General features: G+C 73.4%; 18 protein-coding genes. 10 read left to right on the forward strand and 8 right to left on the reverse strand.

Translation table 11 applies throughout. The features are described from left to right. Window positions 1-56: 56 nt before the first annotated feature. Window positions 57-839 (reverse strand): pyrimidine reductase family protein, encoded by a 783-nt coding sequence (locus tag ACWG52_RS09210; RefSeq protein WP_386015100.1) that lies wholly within the window; start codon window positions 837-839, stop codon window positions 57-59. 84 nt (window positions 840-923) lie between these two features. Between ACWG52_RS09210 and zapE the strand changes: the two genes are divergently transcribed. Both zapE and ACWG52_RS09220 read left to right on the forward strand, forming a co-directional pair. Beyond that, on the forward strand, window positions 924-1979 hold the full coding sequence (gene zapE, locus ACWG52_RS09215; protein ID WP_390168489.1) for a cell division protein ZapE: 1056 nt from the start codon (window positions 924-926) through the stop codon (window positions 1977-1979). Between the two features lie 62 nt (window positions 1980-2041). Further along, window positions 2042-2467: an OsmC family protein gene (locus ACWG52_RS09220; protein WP_030719855.1), complete on the forward strand. Its 426-nt coding sequence runs from the start codon at window positions 2042-2044 to the stop codon at window positions 2465-2467. Between the two features lie 51 nt (window positions 2468-2518). Here the strand turns inward: ACWG52_RS09220 and ACWG52_RS09225 are convergent, their stop codons facing one another. After that, the gene (locus ACWG52_RS09225; RefSeq protein WP_389809275.1) at window positions 2519-3685 is read right to left on the reverse strand and encodes an amidohydrolase family protein; all 1167 of its coding nucleotides are present in this window, start codon (window positions 3683-3685) and stop codon (window positions 2519-2521) included. Window positions 3686-3724: 39 nt separating this feature from the next. Then, complete coding sequence (locus ACWG52_RS09230; RefSeq protein WP_389809276.1) at window positions 3725-5065, reverse strand: cytochrome P450 family protein; 1341 nt, start codon at window positions 5063-5065, stop codon at window positions 3725-3727. Between the two features lie 247 nt (window positions 5066-5312). Here ACWG52_RS09230 and ACWG52_RS09235 point away from each other — a divergent pair, with 247 nt between their 5' ends. From ACWG52_RS09235 to ACWG52_RS09250, 4 genes are all read left to right on the forward strand, one after another. Next, window positions 5313-5873 (forward strand): hypothetical protein, encoded by a 561-nt coding sequence (locus ACWG52_RS09235; RefSeq protein WP_389809278.1) that lies wholly within the window; start codon window positions 5313-5315, stop codon window positions 5871-5873. 20 nt (window positions 5874-5893) lie between these two features. Next, window positions 5894-7267 carry an alkaline phosphatase PhoX gene (locus ACWG52_RS09240; RefSeq protein WP_390140301.1) on the forward strand — a complete coding sequence of 458 codons (1374 nt, stop codon included), beginning with the start codon at window positions 5894-5896 and terminating at the stop codon, window positions 7265-7267. Between the two features lie 64 nt (window positions 7268-7331). Further along, window positions 7332-8411 (forward strand): PPK2 family polyphosphate kinase, encoded by a 1080-nt coding sequence (locus ACWG52_RS09245; RefSeq protein ID WP_389809284.1) that lies wholly within the window; start codon window positions 7332-7334, stop codon window positions 8409-8411. 59 nt (window positions 8412-8470) lie between these two features. Beyond that, entirely contained in the window at window positions 8471-9388 is a 918-nt protein-coding gene (locus tag ACWG52_RS09250) for a polysaccharide deacetylase family protein (protein WP_390140305.1), read from the forward strand. Window positions 9389-9431: 43 nt separating this feature from the next. On the opposite strand, the gene ACWG52_RS09255 is transcribed toward ACWG52_RS09250, so the two are convergent. After that, complete coding sequence (locus ACWG52_RS09255; RefSeq protein ID WP_389809289.1) at window positions 9432-9629, reverse strand: hypothetical protein; 198 nt, start codon at window positions 9627-9629, stop codon at window positions 9432-9434. A gap of 243 nt (window positions 9630-9872) precedes the next feature. Between ACWG52_RS09255 and ACWG52_RS09260 the strand changes: the two genes are divergently transcribed. From ACWG52_RS09260 to ACWG52_RS09270, 3 genes are read left to right on the forward strand one after another with little or no spacing between them, the layout of a single operon-like run. After that, window positions 9873-11234: a discoidin domain-containing protein gene (locus ACWG52_RS09260; protein WP_453128415.1), complete on the forward strand. Its 1362-nt coding sequence runs from the start codon at window positions 9873-9875 to the stop codon at window positions 11232-11234. Beyond that, window positions 11234-12502 carry an MFS transporter gene (locus ACWG52_RS09265; RefSeq protein WP_389809295.1) on the forward strand — a complete coding sequence of 423 codons (1269 nt, stop codon included), beginning with the start codon at window positions 11234-11236 and terminating at the stop codon, window positions 12500-12502. Before ACWG52_RS09260 ends, ACWG52_RS09265 begins: the two co-directional genes overlap by 1 nt. Beyond that, entirely contained in the window at window positions 12499-13485 is a 987-nt protein-coding gene (locus ACWG52_RS09270) for a TolB family protein (protein ID WP_389809298.1), read from the forward strand. Before ACWG52_RS09265 ends, ACWG52_RS09270 begins: the two co-directional genes overlap by 4 nt. 47 nt (window positions 13486-13532) lie before the next feature. On the opposite strand, the gene ACWG52_RS09275 is transcribed toward ACWG52_RS09270, so the two are convergent. From ACWG52_RS09275 to ACWG52_RS09290, 4 genes are all read right to left on the reverse strand, one after another. Next, window positions 13533-14033: a hypothetical protein gene (locus ACWG52_RS09275; RefSeq protein ID WP_389809301.1), complete on the reverse strand. Its 501-nt coding sequence runs from the start codon at window positions 14031-14033 to the stop codon at window positions 13533-13535. A 141-nt stretch (window positions 14034-14174) separates the two neighbouring features. Next, the gene (locus ACWG52_RS09280) at window positions 14175-14825 is read right to left on the reverse strand and encodes an ABC transporter (protein ID WP_389809303.1); all 651 of its coding nucleotides are present in this window, start codon (window positions 14823-14825) and stop codon (window positions 14175-14177) included. After that, window positions 14822-15631, reverse strand: coding sequence for an ATP-binding cassette domain-containing protein (locus ACWG52_RS09285; RefSeq protein WP_453128418.1), 810 nt, complete (start codon window positions 15629-15631; stop codon window positions 14822-14824). Before ACWG52_RS09285 ends, ACWG52_RS09280 begins: the two co-directional genes overlap by 4 nt. Next, on the reverse strand, window positions 15628-16302 hold the full coding sequence (locus tag ACWG52_RS09290) for an AIM24 family protein (RefSeq protein WP_389809309.1): 675 nt from the start codon (window positions 16300-16302) through the stop codon (window positions 15628-15630). Before ACWG52_RS09290 ends, ACWG52_RS09285 begins: the two co-directional genes overlap by 4 nt. A gap of 71 nt (window positions 16303-16373) precedes the next feature. Here ACWG52_RS09290 and ACWG52_RS09295 point away from each other — a divergent pair, with 71 nt between their 5' ends. Beyond that, window positions 16374-17126 (forward strand): aminoacyl-tRNA hydrolase, encoded by a 753-nt coding sequence (locus tag ACWG52_RS09295; protein WP_389809312.1) that lies wholly within the window; start codon window positions 16374-16376, stop codon window positions 17124-17126. The last annotated feature ends 11 nt before the right edge of the window (window positions 17127-17137 follow it).

Genomic DNA, 17137 nt, shown 5'->3' on the forward strand with positions numbered 1-17137 from the left:
CCTGCCCAGTTCTGTACCCGGCGGAAGCAAAGCGGAACGACAAATTCCGCGTCTTGTCAGATCCGACGGTAGCTCGTGAAGAGGAACCCGGCCTCTTCCAGTACGCAGGCGGGCGCGAGCCGGTGCGGAACCGTGACGGAGGGGCCTCCGGCGATCCGCTGGGCGCCCCCCGCCACGAGCATCGGGGAGATCGTCAGACACAGCTCGTCCAGTGCGTCGGCGGCCACGAACTGGCCCAGGAGCCGGGGCCCGCCCTCGGTGAGCTGGCGGCGCAGCCCGCGCGCGGCGAGCTCCCGTACCACGCGGGCGGGGTCCACGCCCGCGCCGTCCCCCGCCACCACGACCTCGGCCCCGGCCCGCGCGGCCTCGGCCACCCGGTCGGCGGGCGCGGCGGCCCCGGTGACCACCAGGGTCGGCACCAGCGGGGAGGTGAACAGGGGGAGCGAGAAGTCCAGGTCCATGCCGGCGGTGACCACGGCGATGGCGGGCGCCGGGCCCTGGCCGGAGGCGGCGCGGCGGGCGGCGAAGGCCTCCCGGGCGCGTGCCGGACGGTAGCCCTCCTGGCGAACCGTTTCCGCGCCGACGACCACCACATCGGCCAGCGCCCGCAGGGTGCCGAAGATGCGCATGTCGCTCTCGCCGGAGATGGGCTGCGAGCGGCCGTCGTGCTGGGCGCCCCCGTCCAGGGTGGAGACCATGTTGGCCCGAAGCCAGTGGCCGTCCGCCTTCAGTGCGGGGTACGCGTAGGCGTCCGCCAGCTCGTCGAGCGACCACTCGCGGTCGTCCCGCTCCTGGGGCGAGGCTGATGTCTGATCGGTCACAGGGAACAGGCGTCGCATCGGTGCAGTGTGCCACGCCCCGTAGAGTTGAGAGCTGTGTCGACATCTCTCTCCACCTCCGGTTACACCTCCGGCCGGCCCTCCATAGCCGACGCGGGGCCCCAGGCCCTCTGCGCGCGCGAGCCGCGGGTGCCCGCCGAGCGGCTGGTGGCCGAGATGGTCCCGCCGCCGCGCTTCGACTCGGTGCGCTTCGACACGTACAACCCGGACCCGACCCAGCCCAGCCAGGCCGAGGCCGTCACCGTGCTGAGCGGCTTCGCCGCAGGTCTCGGCGGCGCGCACGCCAGCGGTGCCGGCAAGAAGCGCTGGTTCGCGAAGAAGCCGGCGGCCCCCACCGGGCCCCGCGGGGTCTACCTCGACGGCGGCTACGGCGTCGGCAAGACCCACCTGCTGGCCTCCCTGTGGCACGCCACCCCGGCCGAGCCCGCGCTCAAGGCCTTCGGCACCTTCGTGGAGCTCACCAACCTGGTCGGCGCGCTCGGCTTCCAGCAGACCGTGCAGACCCTGGGCGGACACCGGCTGCTGTGCATCGACGAGTTCGAGCTGGACGACCCGGGCGACACCGTCCTGGTGTCCTCGCTGCTCAGCCGCCTCGTCGAGCAGGGTGTGGCGCTGGCCGCCACCTCCAACACGCTGCCCGGCAAGCTCGGCGAGGGCCGCTTCGCCGCCGCCGACTTCCTGCGCGAGATCCAGGGACTGTCTGCGCACTTCCGGCCGCTGCGGATCGACGGCCAGGACTACCGCCACCGCGGTCTGCCCGAGGCCCCGGCGCCCTTCTCCGACGAGCAGGTCACCAAGGCGGCGTACGCGACCGAGGGCGCGAGCCTGGACGACTTCCCCGGTCTGCTCGAACACCTGGCCAGGGTGCACCCCAGCCGCTACGGCGCGCTGACCGACGACCTCACGGCCGTCTGCCTGACCGGCGTCGGCCCGGTGCCGGACCAGTCGACGGCGCTGCGGCTGGTGGTCCTGGCCGACCGCCTGTACGACCGCGAGATCCCGGTGCTGGCCTCCGGTGTCCCCTTCGACGAGTTGTTCAGTGAGGACATGCTGAACGGCGGCTATCGGAAGAAGTACTTCCGCGCCATATCGCGGCTCACCGCCCTGGCGCGCGACGCGAAGCCCCTGGTCTCCCAGTAGGTTTGGGGACGCCGGGCCCTTTCGGGAGCCCGGCCGTTTCCCACATCTTCGAAGGGATCACCATGGCCACCACGCGTACCGCGCACACCGTCTGGGAAGGCAACCTGCTCAAGGGCGCCGGCACGGTCAGCCTCGACTCCTCGGGCCGGGGCTCGTTCGAGGTCTCCTGGCCCTCGCGCGCCGAGGCCGCGAACGGCAAGACCAGCCCGGAAGAGCTGATCGCCGCCGCGCACTCCAGCTGCTACTCGATGGCCCTCTCGCACGGCCTGGACGGCGCCGGCACCCCGCCCACCCGCCTGGAGACGAAGGCCGATGTGACCTTCCAGCCGGGCGAGGGCATCACCGGCATCCACCTGACGGTCCGCGCCGAGGTCCCCGGGCTGGACGCGGAGGGCTTCGCCGCCGCCGCCGAGGACGCCAAGAAGAACTGCCCGGTCAGCCAGGCCCTGACCGGTACGACGATCACCCTGAGCGCCGAGCTCGTCTGATCGTCCCGCTCCGGCGGGGCTGCGGGCCGCCGCGTGCGGCCCGCACCCCCGTCAGGCGGTCGCCAGCTGCGGAATCAGGCGCAGCGCGTTGCCGTGGTAGATCCCCCGCAGCTGCTCCGGCGTGAAGGCCGGGTCGGCTTCCAGGGCGGGCAGTGCCAGGTCCGTGACCGTGTCGGCGGGGGCGGCGGGCCAGTCCGTGCCGAAGAGGATGTGGTCGGCCGGGACGTGCTCCAGCAGGGTCGCGGCGGGCGCCATGGGGCCTGCCGTGTCGTAGTAGAAGCGGCTGAGGTGGTCACGGACGGCGGCGGGCTCGACGCGCGGTTCGCAGAACCGCCCGAGGGCCTGCAGGCGCGTGGCGATGTACGGCAGGAAGCCCCCGGCGTGCGGCAGGACGACGGAGATGTCCGGGAAGCGGTCCAGGGTCCTCCTGCTGATCATGTTCACGGCGGCGCGTGTCGTGTCCAGCAGGAAGTCGCACATGAAGTTCGGGATGCCCGGGACCGTCGACCCACCGGGCGGACCCGACGCACCGGGCCGGGACGGCGGGCCGGACGCACCGGACGGGCCGGACGGCGGGCCGGACCCGGCGGGCGGGCCGCACGGGCCGTCCGGGAGGTTGTGGGGGTGGGTGTCCACCACGGCGGAGAAGTCGTTCAGCTCGTGGAACAGCCGGTCGTAGGCGGGATCACCGAGGTAGACGCCCCCGTAGTTGGCCGTCACGTTCACCCCGACGGCCCCGAGCTGCCCGAGCCCACGGCGCACGGCCCAGGACGAGGCCTCCACGTCGTCCAGGAAGAGCGGCACGTAGTACGAGAACCGCCCCGGATGCGACTGCGCCACCTCGATCATCGACTGCAGCGTGATGTTGACGGCTTCGCGCAGCTGCGCCGACGACCGGTAGCGCGCCGGCAGCATCGGCTTGAGGACGGCGGTCGTGATGCCCACGTCGTCCATGAAGCGGATCGCCGCCTCGGTGTCGAGCCGGGACCACGGGGGCAGGCGGTCCGGGTGGATCAGTTCGTGGTGCGCGGCCCAGTCGCGCCACTGCGGCGCGCAGAAGTGATGATGCATGTCGATCTTCGGTTGGACCGCGCGTGCCGCGTCCGTGCCCGGCGCGGAGGAACCCCGCGCGACCCGGATGACCTCGCTGGTGCCCACCGCGGCGATGCGCAGTTCGTCCGCCGGCGTCCCCAGGAGGCGCAGCGCGGAGGTACTCATGGAATCCGTCATGCCGATCCACCGCCCGTCGGGTCTGGGTTACCTACCGGAGGCCACGGAGGCGAGGGACGCCTCGCCCGGGTCCGCGTCGGGTCGGACGGGGGCCGGCTGCCGCTCCCGTGCCGGCTCCAGGACGAGCCGGAGGTGTTCGAGGCCCCGGAACGCCGGAACCGGCCCCTTGAGCCACGCCTTCCCGGTCTCCCGCGCGTCGGCGAGCTCCATCTCCGGGAACTCCCGCAGGAGGGTGGCGAGCGCGATCTCCAGTTCGAGCCGTGCCAGCGGCGCCCCCAGGCAGTAGTGGGTGCCGTGCCCGAAGCCCAGGTGCGTGCCCTGCAGGCCCTCGCGGGTCACGTCCAGCTCGTCGGGGAGGTCGAACTTCTCGGGGTCCCGGTTGGCCGAGGAGATCGCGATCTGCACGAGGGAGCCCTCGGGGATCCGCGTACCCCGGATCTCGGCGTCCTGCGCCGCGTACCGGAAGGTCGAGGTCTCCACCGAGCCCTCGAAGCGCAGCATCTCCTCGACCGCCCGCGGGATGAGCGCGGGGTCCTCGCGCAGCAGGGCCGCCTGATCGGGGCGCAGCAGCAGGTTGAGGACGGAGTTGCCGATCTGGTAGGCGGTGGTCTTGTGGCCGGCGAAGAACAGCACCCACAGCGACGCGACCAGTTCGGGATCCTCCAGCTGTTCCTCCCCTTGGAGGAGGTCGCTGAGGAAGGAGTCCGACGGGTGCGCGCGCGTGTCCGCGATGAGCCGCTCCAGCCGGTGCTGCAGGCGCTCCTCGGCCGCCTTCAGCTCCGCCTTCCTGCTGGGGTCGAAGCGGGAGCGGGTCACCACCGCGAACTGCTCCAGGATCTCCGGGCGGTCCTCCTGGGGGATGCCCATCAGTTCGCACAGGACCGCGACGGGCAGCGGGAACGCGAAGGAGGTCATGAGGTCGACCGTGCCCGCCGCCGCTCGGCACTCGCGCAGGATCTGCTCGGCGATCTCGGTGATCCTCGGACGCATCTGCTCCACCCGTCGGGGGGTGAAGGCGCTCCGCAGGACGCGCCGCAGCCGTGTGTGCCGCGGCGGGTCGGAGAAGAGCACGTTGTCGTCGAGGGCGTCGAAGAAGCTGCCGTACACCGCGTGGTAGGTGTCGATGGCGCCGTGCATGTTCTTGCTGAACCGGGGGTCCGACAGCGCCTCGCGGGCGTCGTCGTGACGGGTGATGAGGTACGTGTCGATCCCGTGGGGAGGGGTCAGCCGGCACACCGGATCCCGCTCGCGCAGGGCGGCGTACATCGGATGGGGGCACTGCCGGTACTCCGGCGCGCCCCTGGACACGGCCGACACGATCTCGTGCAGCTCTCCGCCGCCGTCCGGTGCCGCATCCTGCTGCGCCATGGTCCGTACCCTCCGTTGCACTCGCCTGCTGGGGACAACACCGGTTCCCCGCGCGGGTACGTCGCGAAACGACGCCGTTCCCGTTCGAGTGAGCCGGCGGCGTCGGGTGCCGGGGCGGGTCGGGGTACGGGTGCGGGCGACCGTCAGCCGATCGGCGGTCGACCGTCCGGGCCGAGTGTGTGGCGGGCGCGGCGGCCCGGGGAAGGGCTGCAGGTGCCCCAGACAGCCCGTCACAAGGAGCCCGCGCATGGCCCGTAGTCTCGCCCTGGCCCTCACGGCAGCCGCCTCGCTCACCCTGGCGGCCGTCGCCGCTCCGCTCGCCGCCGCGGACCCGGGCCCCGGCCGGGCCCAGGGCGACCGGGCCCTCACGTACGCGGCGACCGCCAGGTATCAGGTCCACGCCAACGCCGTGGCGGACGGCTACAAGCCCGACCAGTACTGCGTCGTCGACAAGGCCGGCCCCGGCGCGCTCGGTTACCCGCACTTCAACCACAAGTACGACAACTCCCTCGACCCGAAGAAGCCGGCCGCGCTGTTCTACGAGGACGACGGGCGCGGCGGCAAGCGGCTCGTGGCGGTCCAGTGGCTGCTCTACGACCGCGACCAGAAGCTGACGACGGACGACGACCGCCCCAGCATGTTCGGGATCCCCTTCAAGGGCCCCAAGCCCGGCAACTTCCCCGGCCAGCCCGTGCACTACGCCTTGCACATGTGGCTGTGGAAGAAGAACCCCGACGGCCTGTTCGAGACCTTCAACCGGGCGGTGACCTGCCTTCCGGGCACCACCCGCCCCAAGCCCGCGCTCTGATGCCGCGCCGGGAGCCGCCGATGTCCCTCACCCGACGCAGCCTGCTCGCCGCGGGCGGGATCGCCTTCAGCGGTGCCCTCGGCGCCCTGTTCGCCGGTGGCGGCTCCCGGGCCGCCGCCCGGGCCCCGCGGACCCGTACCCCCGGCACCGGCCGGGGGTACGGGCCGCTGGTCGCCGATCCGCGCGGGCTGCTCGACCTGCCCGCGGGGTTCACGTACCGGGTGCTGTCCCGGGCCGGCGATCCGCTGCGCTCCGGTGAGGGACCCGTACCCGCCAACTGCGACGGCATGGCGGCCTTCGGGGCGGACGGCGGCCGGGTACGCCTCGTCCGCAACCACGAGAACCGCACCACCGCCGCCCTGCGCGTCCCCGCGGTCCCGGGGCTGACCTACGACCCCGAGGCCCTCGGCGGCTGCACCGCCCTGGAGCTGGACGCGGCCGGGCGGGTCACCGGCGAGCGGGTCGCCCTCGCGGGGACCGCCGTCAACTGCGCGGGCGGCCGCACCCCCTGGAACACCTGGCTGAGCTGCGAGGAGACCGAGGACCGCGCGGGCACCACCGGCTACACCCGCGACCACGGCTACGTCTTCGAGGTCGACCCGGCCGACCCGCACCGCTCGGGCGCGGTCCCGCTCACCGCGATGGGCCGCTTCGCGCACGAGGCCGTCGCCGTGGACCCGTACCGCGGGGTCGTCTACGAGACCGAGGACGCCTTCGTCCGGCCGTTCGGGCTGTTCTACCGGTTCCTGCCGGAGCGACCGCTGGGCGGGCTCGGCTCGCTGCGCGCCGGGGGCCGGCTGGAGGCCCTGCGGGTGCCGGGGCTCGCGGACCTGGCGGTGGTGGACGAACCCGGGGCGGAGTTCCCGGTGGAGTGGGTCCCCGTACCCGACCCGTCGGCGGCCGGGACGCCGATCCGACTCCAGGACTTCGGGCCCGGCGGGATCACCCACGCGCAGAAGCTGGAGGGCTGCTACTGGGGCGACGGCGGGGTGCACTTCGTGTCCAGCTTCGCGCGCAGCGGCGAGGGCTCGGCTGCCGACCACCACGGGCAGGTGTGGTTCCACGACCCGCGGCGCTCCACGATCCGCCTGGACGTGCGCTTCGGCCCGGCCGCCGACATCGCGCTGCCCGGGGACTCCCCCGACAACATCTGCCTGGCCCCGGACGGCGGACTGATGGTGTGCGAGGACGGCGGCGGCGCGCAGTACGTCTTCGGGGTGACGGAAGGCGGTGAGGTCTACCCGATGGCCCGCAACGCCGAGGACATCGGAGGCCCCGGGGCCCCGGAGTGGGGGGAGTTCGCCGGGGTCACCTTCTCCCCCGACGGGCGGACGATGTTCGTGAACGCCTACGCGCCGGGGACGACGTTCGCGGTGACGGGGCCCTGGCACTGATCTCGCGCTCCCGTTCGGTCTGCTGGAAGATCGGACGGAACCGACGGGACAGGGGTGGTCAGCGATGGCCGGGAAGCAGAACGAGAAGCGGAAATCGGCGAAGTCGTCCGAGAAGCGGCTGGAGGAGCCGGACAAGCGGGCGAAACGGGAGACGCGGGAGAAGTCCGCCGAGCCCGCGAAGAACGCGAAGAGCGTGAAGCACGCGAAGAACGCGAAGAACGCCGAGCCGACGAAGGACGCGGAGCACGGGAAATCGAAGAAGCCCGGGAAGTCCGGTGAGCGGTCCGCCGCCGAGGGCTTCGGGGCCCGCCCGCTGCGGGAGCTGCTGCGCGTCACCCCGGGCGAGCGGCCGGACCTCGGCGGCATCGACCCCTCCGCGACCCCCGGCGGCCCCGTCGACAAGGCGGCCGGAGTGGCTGCCACCGCTCTGCTGGCGCCGCCGCTCGGCTCCCTCCAGGAGCGGCTGTACGCGGCGAGCACCGCCGGCGACCGCCGCCGGGTGCTGCTGGTCCTCCAGGGCATGGACACCAGCGGCAAGGGCGGCACCCTCAAGCACGTGATCGGCCTGTTCAACCCTTCCGGCTGCCGGATCAAGGCCTTCAAGGCACCCACCGAGGAGGAGCTGGGCCACCCCTTCCTGTGGCGGATCAAGCAGGAGCTCCCCCGGCCGGGCGAGATCGGTATCTTCGACCGTTCCCACTACGAGGACGTGCTCATCGCCCGGGTCCGCGAGCTGGTGCCCCGCAACCGGGTGCGCGCCCGGTACGCCCAGATCAACCGCTTCGAGAAGGCCCTCGCGGACGACGGCGTGACCGTGGTGAAGGTCTTCCTGCACATCGGCTACGAGGAGCAGCGGGCCCGGCTCCTGCAGCGGTTGGACAATCCGGACAAGCACTGGAAGTTCAACGTGGGCGACATCGAGGAGCGCACGGTGTGGCCCGCGTACCAGGAGGCGTACGAGGTGGCGCTGGAGCGCTGCTCCACGGACGAGGCGCCCTGGTACGTGGTGCCCTCGGACCGCAAGTGGTACCGCAACTGGGCGATCAGCACACTGCTGCGGGAGCACCTGGACGACATCGATCCGCAGTACCCGAAGGGGGAGTTCGATGTCGAGGAGTGCCGCAGGAGGCTGCTGGCGAGCTGAGTTCCGCCCGACCGCCTGTCGTTCATTCTTCTGATCAGTTAGTCATATATTTTACGTACGTGACCAATTCCGTACGCAAAGTAGCTGCCGCAGCTGCCACCGCGGTGCTCGGCGCCGCGCTCGCGGGATGCGGGGGCGGCGCCGGCGCGCCGGACGCCGGCCGCGAAGCCCGTATGGGCACCCCCGTCGCCTCGACCTCCGCCTCGGCCTCCGCCTCCACCTCGGCGTCCGCCGCCGGAGCGCCCGCCGCGTCCCCGCAGGCCGGTGCGCCCGCCAAGCCCCCGACCATGGCGCCCGGCCCGAACGGCCTGACCCCCGTCTTCGAACGGGCGAAGCAGCGGACGGACAAGACCGTGGCGCTGACCTTCGACGCCGACATGACCTCCGATCAGGGGCCGCGCGCCGCGGACGGGGAGCACTTCGACAACCCCGCGCTGATCTCGACCCTGCGCACCCTCAAGGTGCCCTCGACGATCTTCATGACGGGCCGCTGGGCCGAGGAGTACCCGGACCAGGCCAAGTCGATCGGCACCGACCCGAACTTCGAGATCGCGAACCACTCGTACAGCCACCACGCCTTCACGTCCCCCTGCTACGGGCTGCCGGCGCTCGACGGCGCGGCCGCCCGCGCCGATGTCGACCGGGCCTTCGCCGCCTTCAAGCAGGCGGGCGCCGTCAACACCGTCCCGTACTTCCGCTTCCCCGGCGGCTGCTACGACGACCAGGCACTGCGGGCCCTGTCCACGGCCAAGGTCACGGCCGTCCAGTGGGACGTGGTCAGCGGGGACGCCTTCGCCAAGGACCCGGTCGCCGTCGCCGAGCAGGTGCTCGGCGGCGTGAAGCCCGGCTCGGTGGTGGTCATGCACTGCACGCGCAGCGCGGCCCCGGTCACGGAGGAGGCCGTCCGCCGGATCGTCCCGGAACTCCGCAAGCGCGGCTACCGGTTCGTGAAGGTCTCCGAACTGATCGGCAGATAGCGCGGAATCACCCGCGGGCCCGGCAAGGTCCGAAAGGGACGGCCTAGCCCGAGCAGGCGGTGCGCTGGGCCTCCTGCCACTCGCACACGGGGCAGAGCACCACGCCCGGGGTGGCGACCCCGTACTCGGTGGGCTTGCCGCACTGCGGGCAGTCCGCGTAGGGCGGGCCCGGCACCCGGCCGTCCGGGGCGGGTTCGGCGGGGGCGGGGCAGTACGACGGGGTCTCGTCCGACCGGTCCATGCGGACGAGCCTACCGGTCGACGGCTCTCGGACATGTGGTGCGCACACACTGGTAGGAAACTTTCCTTCCTGTTAGTGTCCCGGGCGGCGGCTTGGCGCGGTGCCCACCCCCACGGGCATGACGCGCTCAGTGAGAGCTCTGACCCGGCCGCCGTGGCGCCGCCCCCGCGCGTCCGCGGGCGGGTGCGGCGTCCCGCGCCAGTGTCCAGCTCTCGCCGCCCCTCAAGGCAGGGAGTTCCAGGTATGCGCCTGAACGCCTCCGCTCGACCCCCTCTTCTGTTACGCGGCAGACTCCGCACCTTCCTCCTCACCGGCCTCACCGGCCTCGCCGCACTCACGCTCGTCGGCGGGCTCCTCCTGGCCTGGCCCGGCCGGGCCGGGGCCGCCGCCGACCCCCTCATATCCCGCGGGAAGCCCGCCACCGCCTCCTCCACCGAGTCCTCCTCGCTGGGCGCCAGGAACGCCTTCGACGGCGACCCCGCCACCCGCTGGGCCAGCGCCGAGGGCAAGGACCCGCAGTGGATCCGGGTCGACCTCGGCGCCGGGGCCACCGTCTCGCGGGTCCGGCTCACCTGGGAGGCCGCCTACGCCAAGGCGTACCGCGTCGAGGTCTCCGCCGACGGCGCGGCCTGGACCCCGATCGCCGTCGAGAGCGCCGGCAACGGCGGCGTCGACGACTGGACCGGCCTGTCCGGCAAGGGCCGCTACCTGCGCGTCCAGGGCACCGCGCGCGGCACCTCGTACGGCTACTCGCTCTTCGAGGCCGAGGTGTACGGCACCGTCGGGGGCGGGCCACCGCCGGGCGGCTCCTTCACGGTCGTCGCGGCAGGCGACATCGCCGCGCAGTGCACGGCGTCCGACAGCGGCTGCGCGCACCCGAAGACGGCGGCGCTCGCGCAGCGCATCGACCCGAAGTTCTATCTGACGATGGGCGACAACCAGTACGACGACGCCCGGCTGTCCGACTACCGCGCCTACTACGACAAGAGCTGGGGCGCCTTCAAGGCCAAGACCCGCCCGGTCCCCGGCAACCACGAGACGTACGACCCGGCCGGCCCGCTCGCCGGGTACAAGTCGTACTTCGGCAGCATCGCCTACCCGCAGGGCAAGAGCTACTACAGCTTCGACGAGGGCAACTGGCACTTCGTCGCCCTCGACTCCAACTCCTTCGACAAGGCGGCCCAGATCGACTGGTTGAAGGCCGACCTCGCCGCCAACACCCGGCCGTGCGTGGCCGCCTACTGGCACCACCCGCTGTACTCCTCCGGCGGACACGGCAACGACCCCGTCTCCAAACCGGTCTGGAAGATCCTCTACGCCGCCAAGGCCGACCTGGTCCTGAACGGGCACGACCACCACTACGAACGGTTCGCCCCGCAGGACCCCGAGGGCCGGGCGACGGCCGACGGGATCGTGGAGATCGTCGGCGGGATGGGCGGCGCCGAGCCCTACCCGATCGAGGAGGTCCAGCCCAACAGCCAGAAGCGGATCAGCGGACCGTACGGCGTGGTGAAGCTGGACTTCACCGACTCCGGCTACGGGTGGACCTACGTGGCCACCGACGGCCAGGTCAAGGACACGAGCCCGAAGTACAGCTGCCACTGATGTACCTGGCCGCCAACGGCCGCCCGGACGCGCCGCCCCGCCCCCCAGGGGTCCGGCGGCGCGTCCCCGCCGCCGTCCTCGCGCTCGGCACGGTCAGCCTCGTCACCGACATCTCCTCCGAGATGGTCACGGCGGTGCTGCCCCTCTACCTCGTCCTGGGTCTGGGCCTGACGCCCCTGCAGTTCGGCTTCCTGGACGGGATGTTCAACGGGGCCACGGCCCTCGTGCGACTGCTCGGCGGGCGGCTCGCCGACCGGGGCGGCCACCACAAGCGGGTCGCCGGGGCCGGCTACCTGCTCTCCGCGCTCTCCCGGCTCGGGCTGCTGCTCGCCGGCGGCGCCACGGCCGGGATCGCCGCCGCGCTCGCCGCCGACCGGCTGGGCAAGGGCGTCCGAACCGCCCCGCGCGATGCCCTCATCTCGCTCAGCGGGCCCCCCGAGAGCCTCGGCCGCTCCTTCGGCGTGCACCGCGCCATGGACACCACGGGCGCCCTGCTCGGGCCGCTCGCCGCGTTCGCCGTGCTGTGGGCGACCGCCGACGCCTACGACGCGGTGTTCGCCGTCAGTTTCTCCATCGGCCTGCTCGGCGTGCTGCTGCTCGTCGCGTACGTCCCGGCGGCGCCCGGGCCGGTGACGCGAGGGCCGGTGGCGTCCGGGCCGGCCCCGGCCCCGACTCCCCCGCCTCGGCGTCCGGTCCTGCGCGACCCCGTGTTCCGCCGGGTGCTGTACGCCTCGGCCCTGCTCGGCGCCACCACCATCGGCGACGCCTTCCTCTACCTGCTGCTCCTGCGCGAACTCGACCTGCCGCCCGCCCTGTTCACGCTGCTGCCGCTCGGGGCCGCCGCCGTCTACCTGCTGCTCGCCGTCCCCGCGGGCCGGCTCGCCGACCGGACCGGCCGCCGGACGGCCTTCCTGATCGGGCACTGCGCCCTGCTCGGTGCCTACGCCCTGCTGCTCGCCCCCGTCCGCGTGCCGACCGTCGTGGGGGTGCTCGCCCTGCTGGGGATCTTCTACGCGGCCACCGACGGGGTGCTGATGGCGCTCGCCGCCCCCGCGCTGCCCACGGCCGGCCGGGCGGGCGGGCTCGCGGTGCTGCAGACCGGCCAGGCGCTGGCCCGGCTGCTGGGCGCCGCCGGCTTCGGGGCGGCGTGGACCCTCTGGGGGCAGCGGCCCGCCCTCTGGGCAGCGGCCCTCGCGCTGGCCGGGGCGCTCGCGGCCGCCTCTCGGATCCTGCCCGCCGCTCCCGCCGCCCCCCAGGAGGTCCCGTGAATCCCCCGTCCCGCCGGCTGCGCCTGGCCTTGGTCGTCACCGCGGTACTGCTGCTGGCGGGCGGCTCCCTGGGCTACGTACTGCACGCGCGGCACCGCGAACGGCCGCCCGCACAGCAGGCCGACGCCTCGTTCGGCGCCCTGGAGCCGGGCCTCTACTTCCGGGACGCGGCCGGCGGGCGGATCGCGCGCCAGGGCGGCCCGGGCCTGCCGCGGGTGACCGGCGGCCCGTCCTGCGACCGCTTCCACACCGCCGGGGGCCATGCCCTGTGCCTGCGCAAACTGCCGGGGGCGCCGGCGCGTACGGAGGCCCTCGTGCTCGACCGGCGCCTGCGGGAGGTCCGCAAGGTGACCGTGCCCGGCATCCCGAACCGGGCCCGTGTCTCGGCCTCGGGCCAGATCCTGTCCTGGACCACCTTCACGACCGGCGACTCCTACAACACGGCCGCGTTCTCCACCCGGACGGCGATCCTGGACCTGCGCACCGGCTATCTGATCAAGTCGATCGAGCAGATCCCGCTGACCCTCGACGGGGCCCGGCACCACGACTCCGACGTCAACTACTGGGGCGTGACCTTCGCCGCCGACGACAACCGCTTCTACGCCACCGTCTCCACCCGGGGCGCCACCCACCTCGTCGAGGGCGACCTGCGCGCCTGGTCGGCGAAGGCGCTGCGGGAGAACGCCGAATGCCCCTCGCTGTCACCGGACGGCACCCGCGTCGCCTTCAAGAAGAAGGTCTCCGACGATCCCCGGTCCCCGTGGCGGCTGTACGTCCTCGACCTGGCGACGATGCGCGAACACCCACTGGCCGAGCCCCACAGCGTCGACGACCAGGCCGCGTGGCTGGACGACACGACCCTCGCCTACGCCCTACCGGGCCGAGGCGGCCGCGCGAGCGACATCTGGTCCACCCCGGCGAACGGCACGGGCGAACCCTCCCTCCTCGTCCCGGGCGGCTCCTCCCCCGCCGACGTGGACTGAGGGGTGCCGTGCCGCTTGTCGGCACGACACCCCTCGGCGTGCCGGCCTTACCTCATGATGACGGGGGTGTTCGGGAGGAGCGAGAACCCGCTGCCGCACGCCGCCACGATGTTCGACGGTGTGAACGCCGTGCTGCTGGTGGTGCACACGGCCTCGTGCTGTGCCCCGTTCTCGGTCAGCAGCGTGACGACGAGGCGACCCACCGCGGCCTCGGTGACCGAGGCCGCGGTGCCGATGACGCACGTCGGCGCGCCGGCGAGAGCACCGAGGTTGATCCACACGCCCGGGGTCCGGCTGTCGTTGAGGAAGGAGTTCCCTTGCGCGTCGCTCGCGACACGGAAGACCACGCCGCTCAAGGCGACGAAGTCCGGAGCGGCAGAGCTGACGTCGCGTGCGCCGCACTTCTTGCCCGCCACCATGGAACTACTGGGATCCATGGTGCTCCCCGGGCCGTCGTCGGCGACCGCGGACGGGGCCATGAGCGTCCCGAGCAGGACCGCTCCCGATACGACCGACATGCCCCGCGCAGCCCAAGCCAGCTTCTTCATGTGCGTCCTTTCCTGGAGGGGAGGCCCTCCGTCGTTCGGACGGAGCGGCCACAACTACGGGAACGGACATCCCCGCCCACGAACGGATATTCACTCAAAGTTACATATCGTCACTCTCCGGAGCCGCGAATGGCGGCCGGTCTAGCTCCGCCGCGCGGCGGTCAGGCAGGCCGCCGTGCCCGCCCCGGCGGCCAGCAGGAGCGCGCCCGCCAGGGCCGTGAGCGGGAGGGGCACCGGCCCCGAGCGGCCCGCCGTGACCAGGGCGGACACCGCGCCGCGGGCCGGCGAGACCGCGAGGATCAGGGCGAGCAGGGAGCCGAGGGTCGCTGCGAGGATCCCGTGGCCCCGGCGTCGGACCAGGGGCCGGCTGCACAGGGCGCCCACCGCCGCGCCGGTCAGCGCGCAAACCGCCACCGCGAGGGCCCCGGCGAGGGCGGCCCGACCGGGGGCCGTGCCGGACCGGTCGCCGGTCAGCAGGGCCGCGGCGGCGGCCGCGGCTCCGGCGAGCAGCGCCCCGGTCGACGCGGTGAGCAGGGCCGCCGCGTGCACCCGTACGGGACCGGCGGCGGCCGCCGTGCAGGCGCGGGCCGCGTCGGGTTCGACGCCCACGCAGATCCGGACCAGCCAGGCGGCGGCCGGGACCAGACCGGCGGCCACGAGCCCGAGGGAGTCCGACACCGGGTCGCCCGGCCGGATGCCGACGGCCACGAGGGCGGCGTAGGCGATCAGGGGTGCGAGCCAGCGCTGGGAGCGCAGCAGCAGGGCGCCTTGGTAGCGGAGCAGGGCGGTCACGGGAGTTCCTCCACGGCGCGGATGTGCCAGGGCGGCCGGGCGGTGAGCAGGTCGTACAGGACCGCGTCGGAGCGTGCGGCGTCCACGGTGAGCAGCACTCCGCCGCCGGGTGCCGGCGCGGCGGGGAGGTCCGGCGGCGGTGCGCATCCGGGTGGGCCGACGGCGTGGATCCGCACCCGGGGCCCGGCCGCCGCCGACACCGGTACGAGCGTCCCGCCTTCGAGCCGGTGGTGGGCGTCGGCCGCGCCCGCGAGCCGCCGAGGGTCGTGGTCGACGAACACCACCGTGCCTCCGGCGGCGGTGCGTTCGAGGACGGCCCGGTCCAGCTCCGCCCGGGCGGACGCGTCGAGTCCGGTCCACGCCTCGTCGAGGACGAGCAGCCCCGGCTCCGCGAGCAGGGCCTGTGCGACGGCGACCTTCTGGCTGCTGCCCTTGGACAGCTCGGCCATCGGTGTGCGGGCGTACGCGGCGGCGCCGAACCGCTCCAGCCCGTCGGCGGCGCGGCGCACCGCCTCGGCGCGCGGGAGGCCGTGCACCCGCCCCAGGTGGGTCAGGTAGTCGGCGGCCGTGAGCGGCAGCGCCGCCGGGAAGCGTTCGGGTACGTAGCCGGTGCGCGGCGGGCGGCCGGCGACCCGCCCTTCGGTCGGGGCCTCGATCCCGGCGACGAGCCGCAGCAGGGTGGACTTGCCGCCGCCGTTGCCGCCTTCGACGCGGACGAGGGCGCCGCGCGGGAGTTCGAGTGTGACCGCGCGCAGCACCCAGGGCCGGCGCCGTCCGTAGCGGCGGCCCACGGCCGTCAGGTTCAATGCGCGGTCACCGTCTCGACGGCCTCGCTCGGGCGGACGATGACGAAGCCCTCGCCGCTCAGCTTCAGCTGGACGGCCTCGCCGGAGCCGCCGCGGATCATCGAGCCGACCGACTGGGAGCGGTGCAGGCCGGTCTCCAGCTGGGCGCTCCAGCCGACCACCGCGTCCGTGTCCACGTGGACGGGGGCCTGGGCGGTGACCGGGATGATGATCGGGTTGCCGTCGCAGACGACGGCGAGCTTGCCGGTGCCGGTGAAGAGGCTGTTGAAGAGTCCGCCGCCGGTCATGCCGGCGCCCTTCACCATCTTGATCTCGTAGGACAGGGTCGGGTCGAAGCAGAGCACGTTGCGGCCGTTGACGGTGAGGGCGTCACCCGGCTCGAAGTCGATGATGAAGCAGTTGCCCGCCCGGTGCGCGAACCAGGCCTCGCCCTGGCCGCGTACGGACATGAGCGCGAGGCCCTCGCCCGTCACGGCGCGCTTGAGCATGCCGCCTATGCCCTGTCCCTTGCGCTCGAACTGGAGGTTGCCGCGGAAGGCGACCATCGAGCCCTGGCGGGCCAGCATCTCACCGTTGACGGTGTACTTCACGGACTTGGCGTTCTGCAGGGTCATGCCCGGGGCGACGGCGGCCTGGGCGAGGTTCTCGGACGCGAAAAGATCACTCTTCATGGCTCCGATCCTCACCCGGGCCGACCACCCGGGGCATCAGCCTGAAGGCGGAGGCCGGCATCCTTGGCGGGATGAGCAGCCAGCACACCGACGACATCTCCGGCCGCCCCGCGGTCGGGGCGGACAGCCCCTTCCGCCAGGAGCACGTACTGCGCGACGAGGCACCGCAGTTCGTGCTGCCGCTGGTGGTGCGGATCGAGAAGGCCGAGCCGCCCGCCCGGACGGACGCCCTGGAGACGGCGGCCCGCGCCGTACTGGTCCTGCTCACCGACGAGCGGGCGCACGGCGAGGGCGCATGGGCCCAGGCCGTCCGCGACTGGCAGGACGCCCGGATCCGCAAGGTGGTCCGGCGGGCGCGCGGGGCGGAGTGGCGCAAGGCCGAGACCCTGCCGGGCGTCACGGTGGCGGGGGACGGCGCGCTGGTGCGGGTCTTCCCGCCGGTGCCCCTCGACGGGTGGCCCAAGGAACTGGCCAAGCTCCAGGTGTCGGGCACCGATCTGGACGACCCGGAGCCGGTCGCCGCCACCGTGGAGCCGGGGCTGCCGGTGCTGTGGCTCAACCCCGGCCTCGACATGTCGGCCGGCAAGGCCATGGCCCAGGTCGGGCACGCGGCGCAGCTGGCGTGGTGGGAGCTGGCCGGGGCGGAGCGGGCCTCCTGGCAGGACTCCGGTTTCCGGCTGGCGGTACGGACGGCCCCGCGCGAGCGGTGGGCCGAGCTGAGCGGGAGCGGGCTGCCGGTGGTCCGGGACGCCGGGTTCACCGAGATCGCGCCGGGCAGCGCGACGGTGGTCGCCGACCATCCGGCGCTGCGGGCCCGCCTCTGAGGGGCGAACTC

The sequence above is a fragment of the Streptomyces sp. CLCI03 genome, assembly GCF_053615355.1.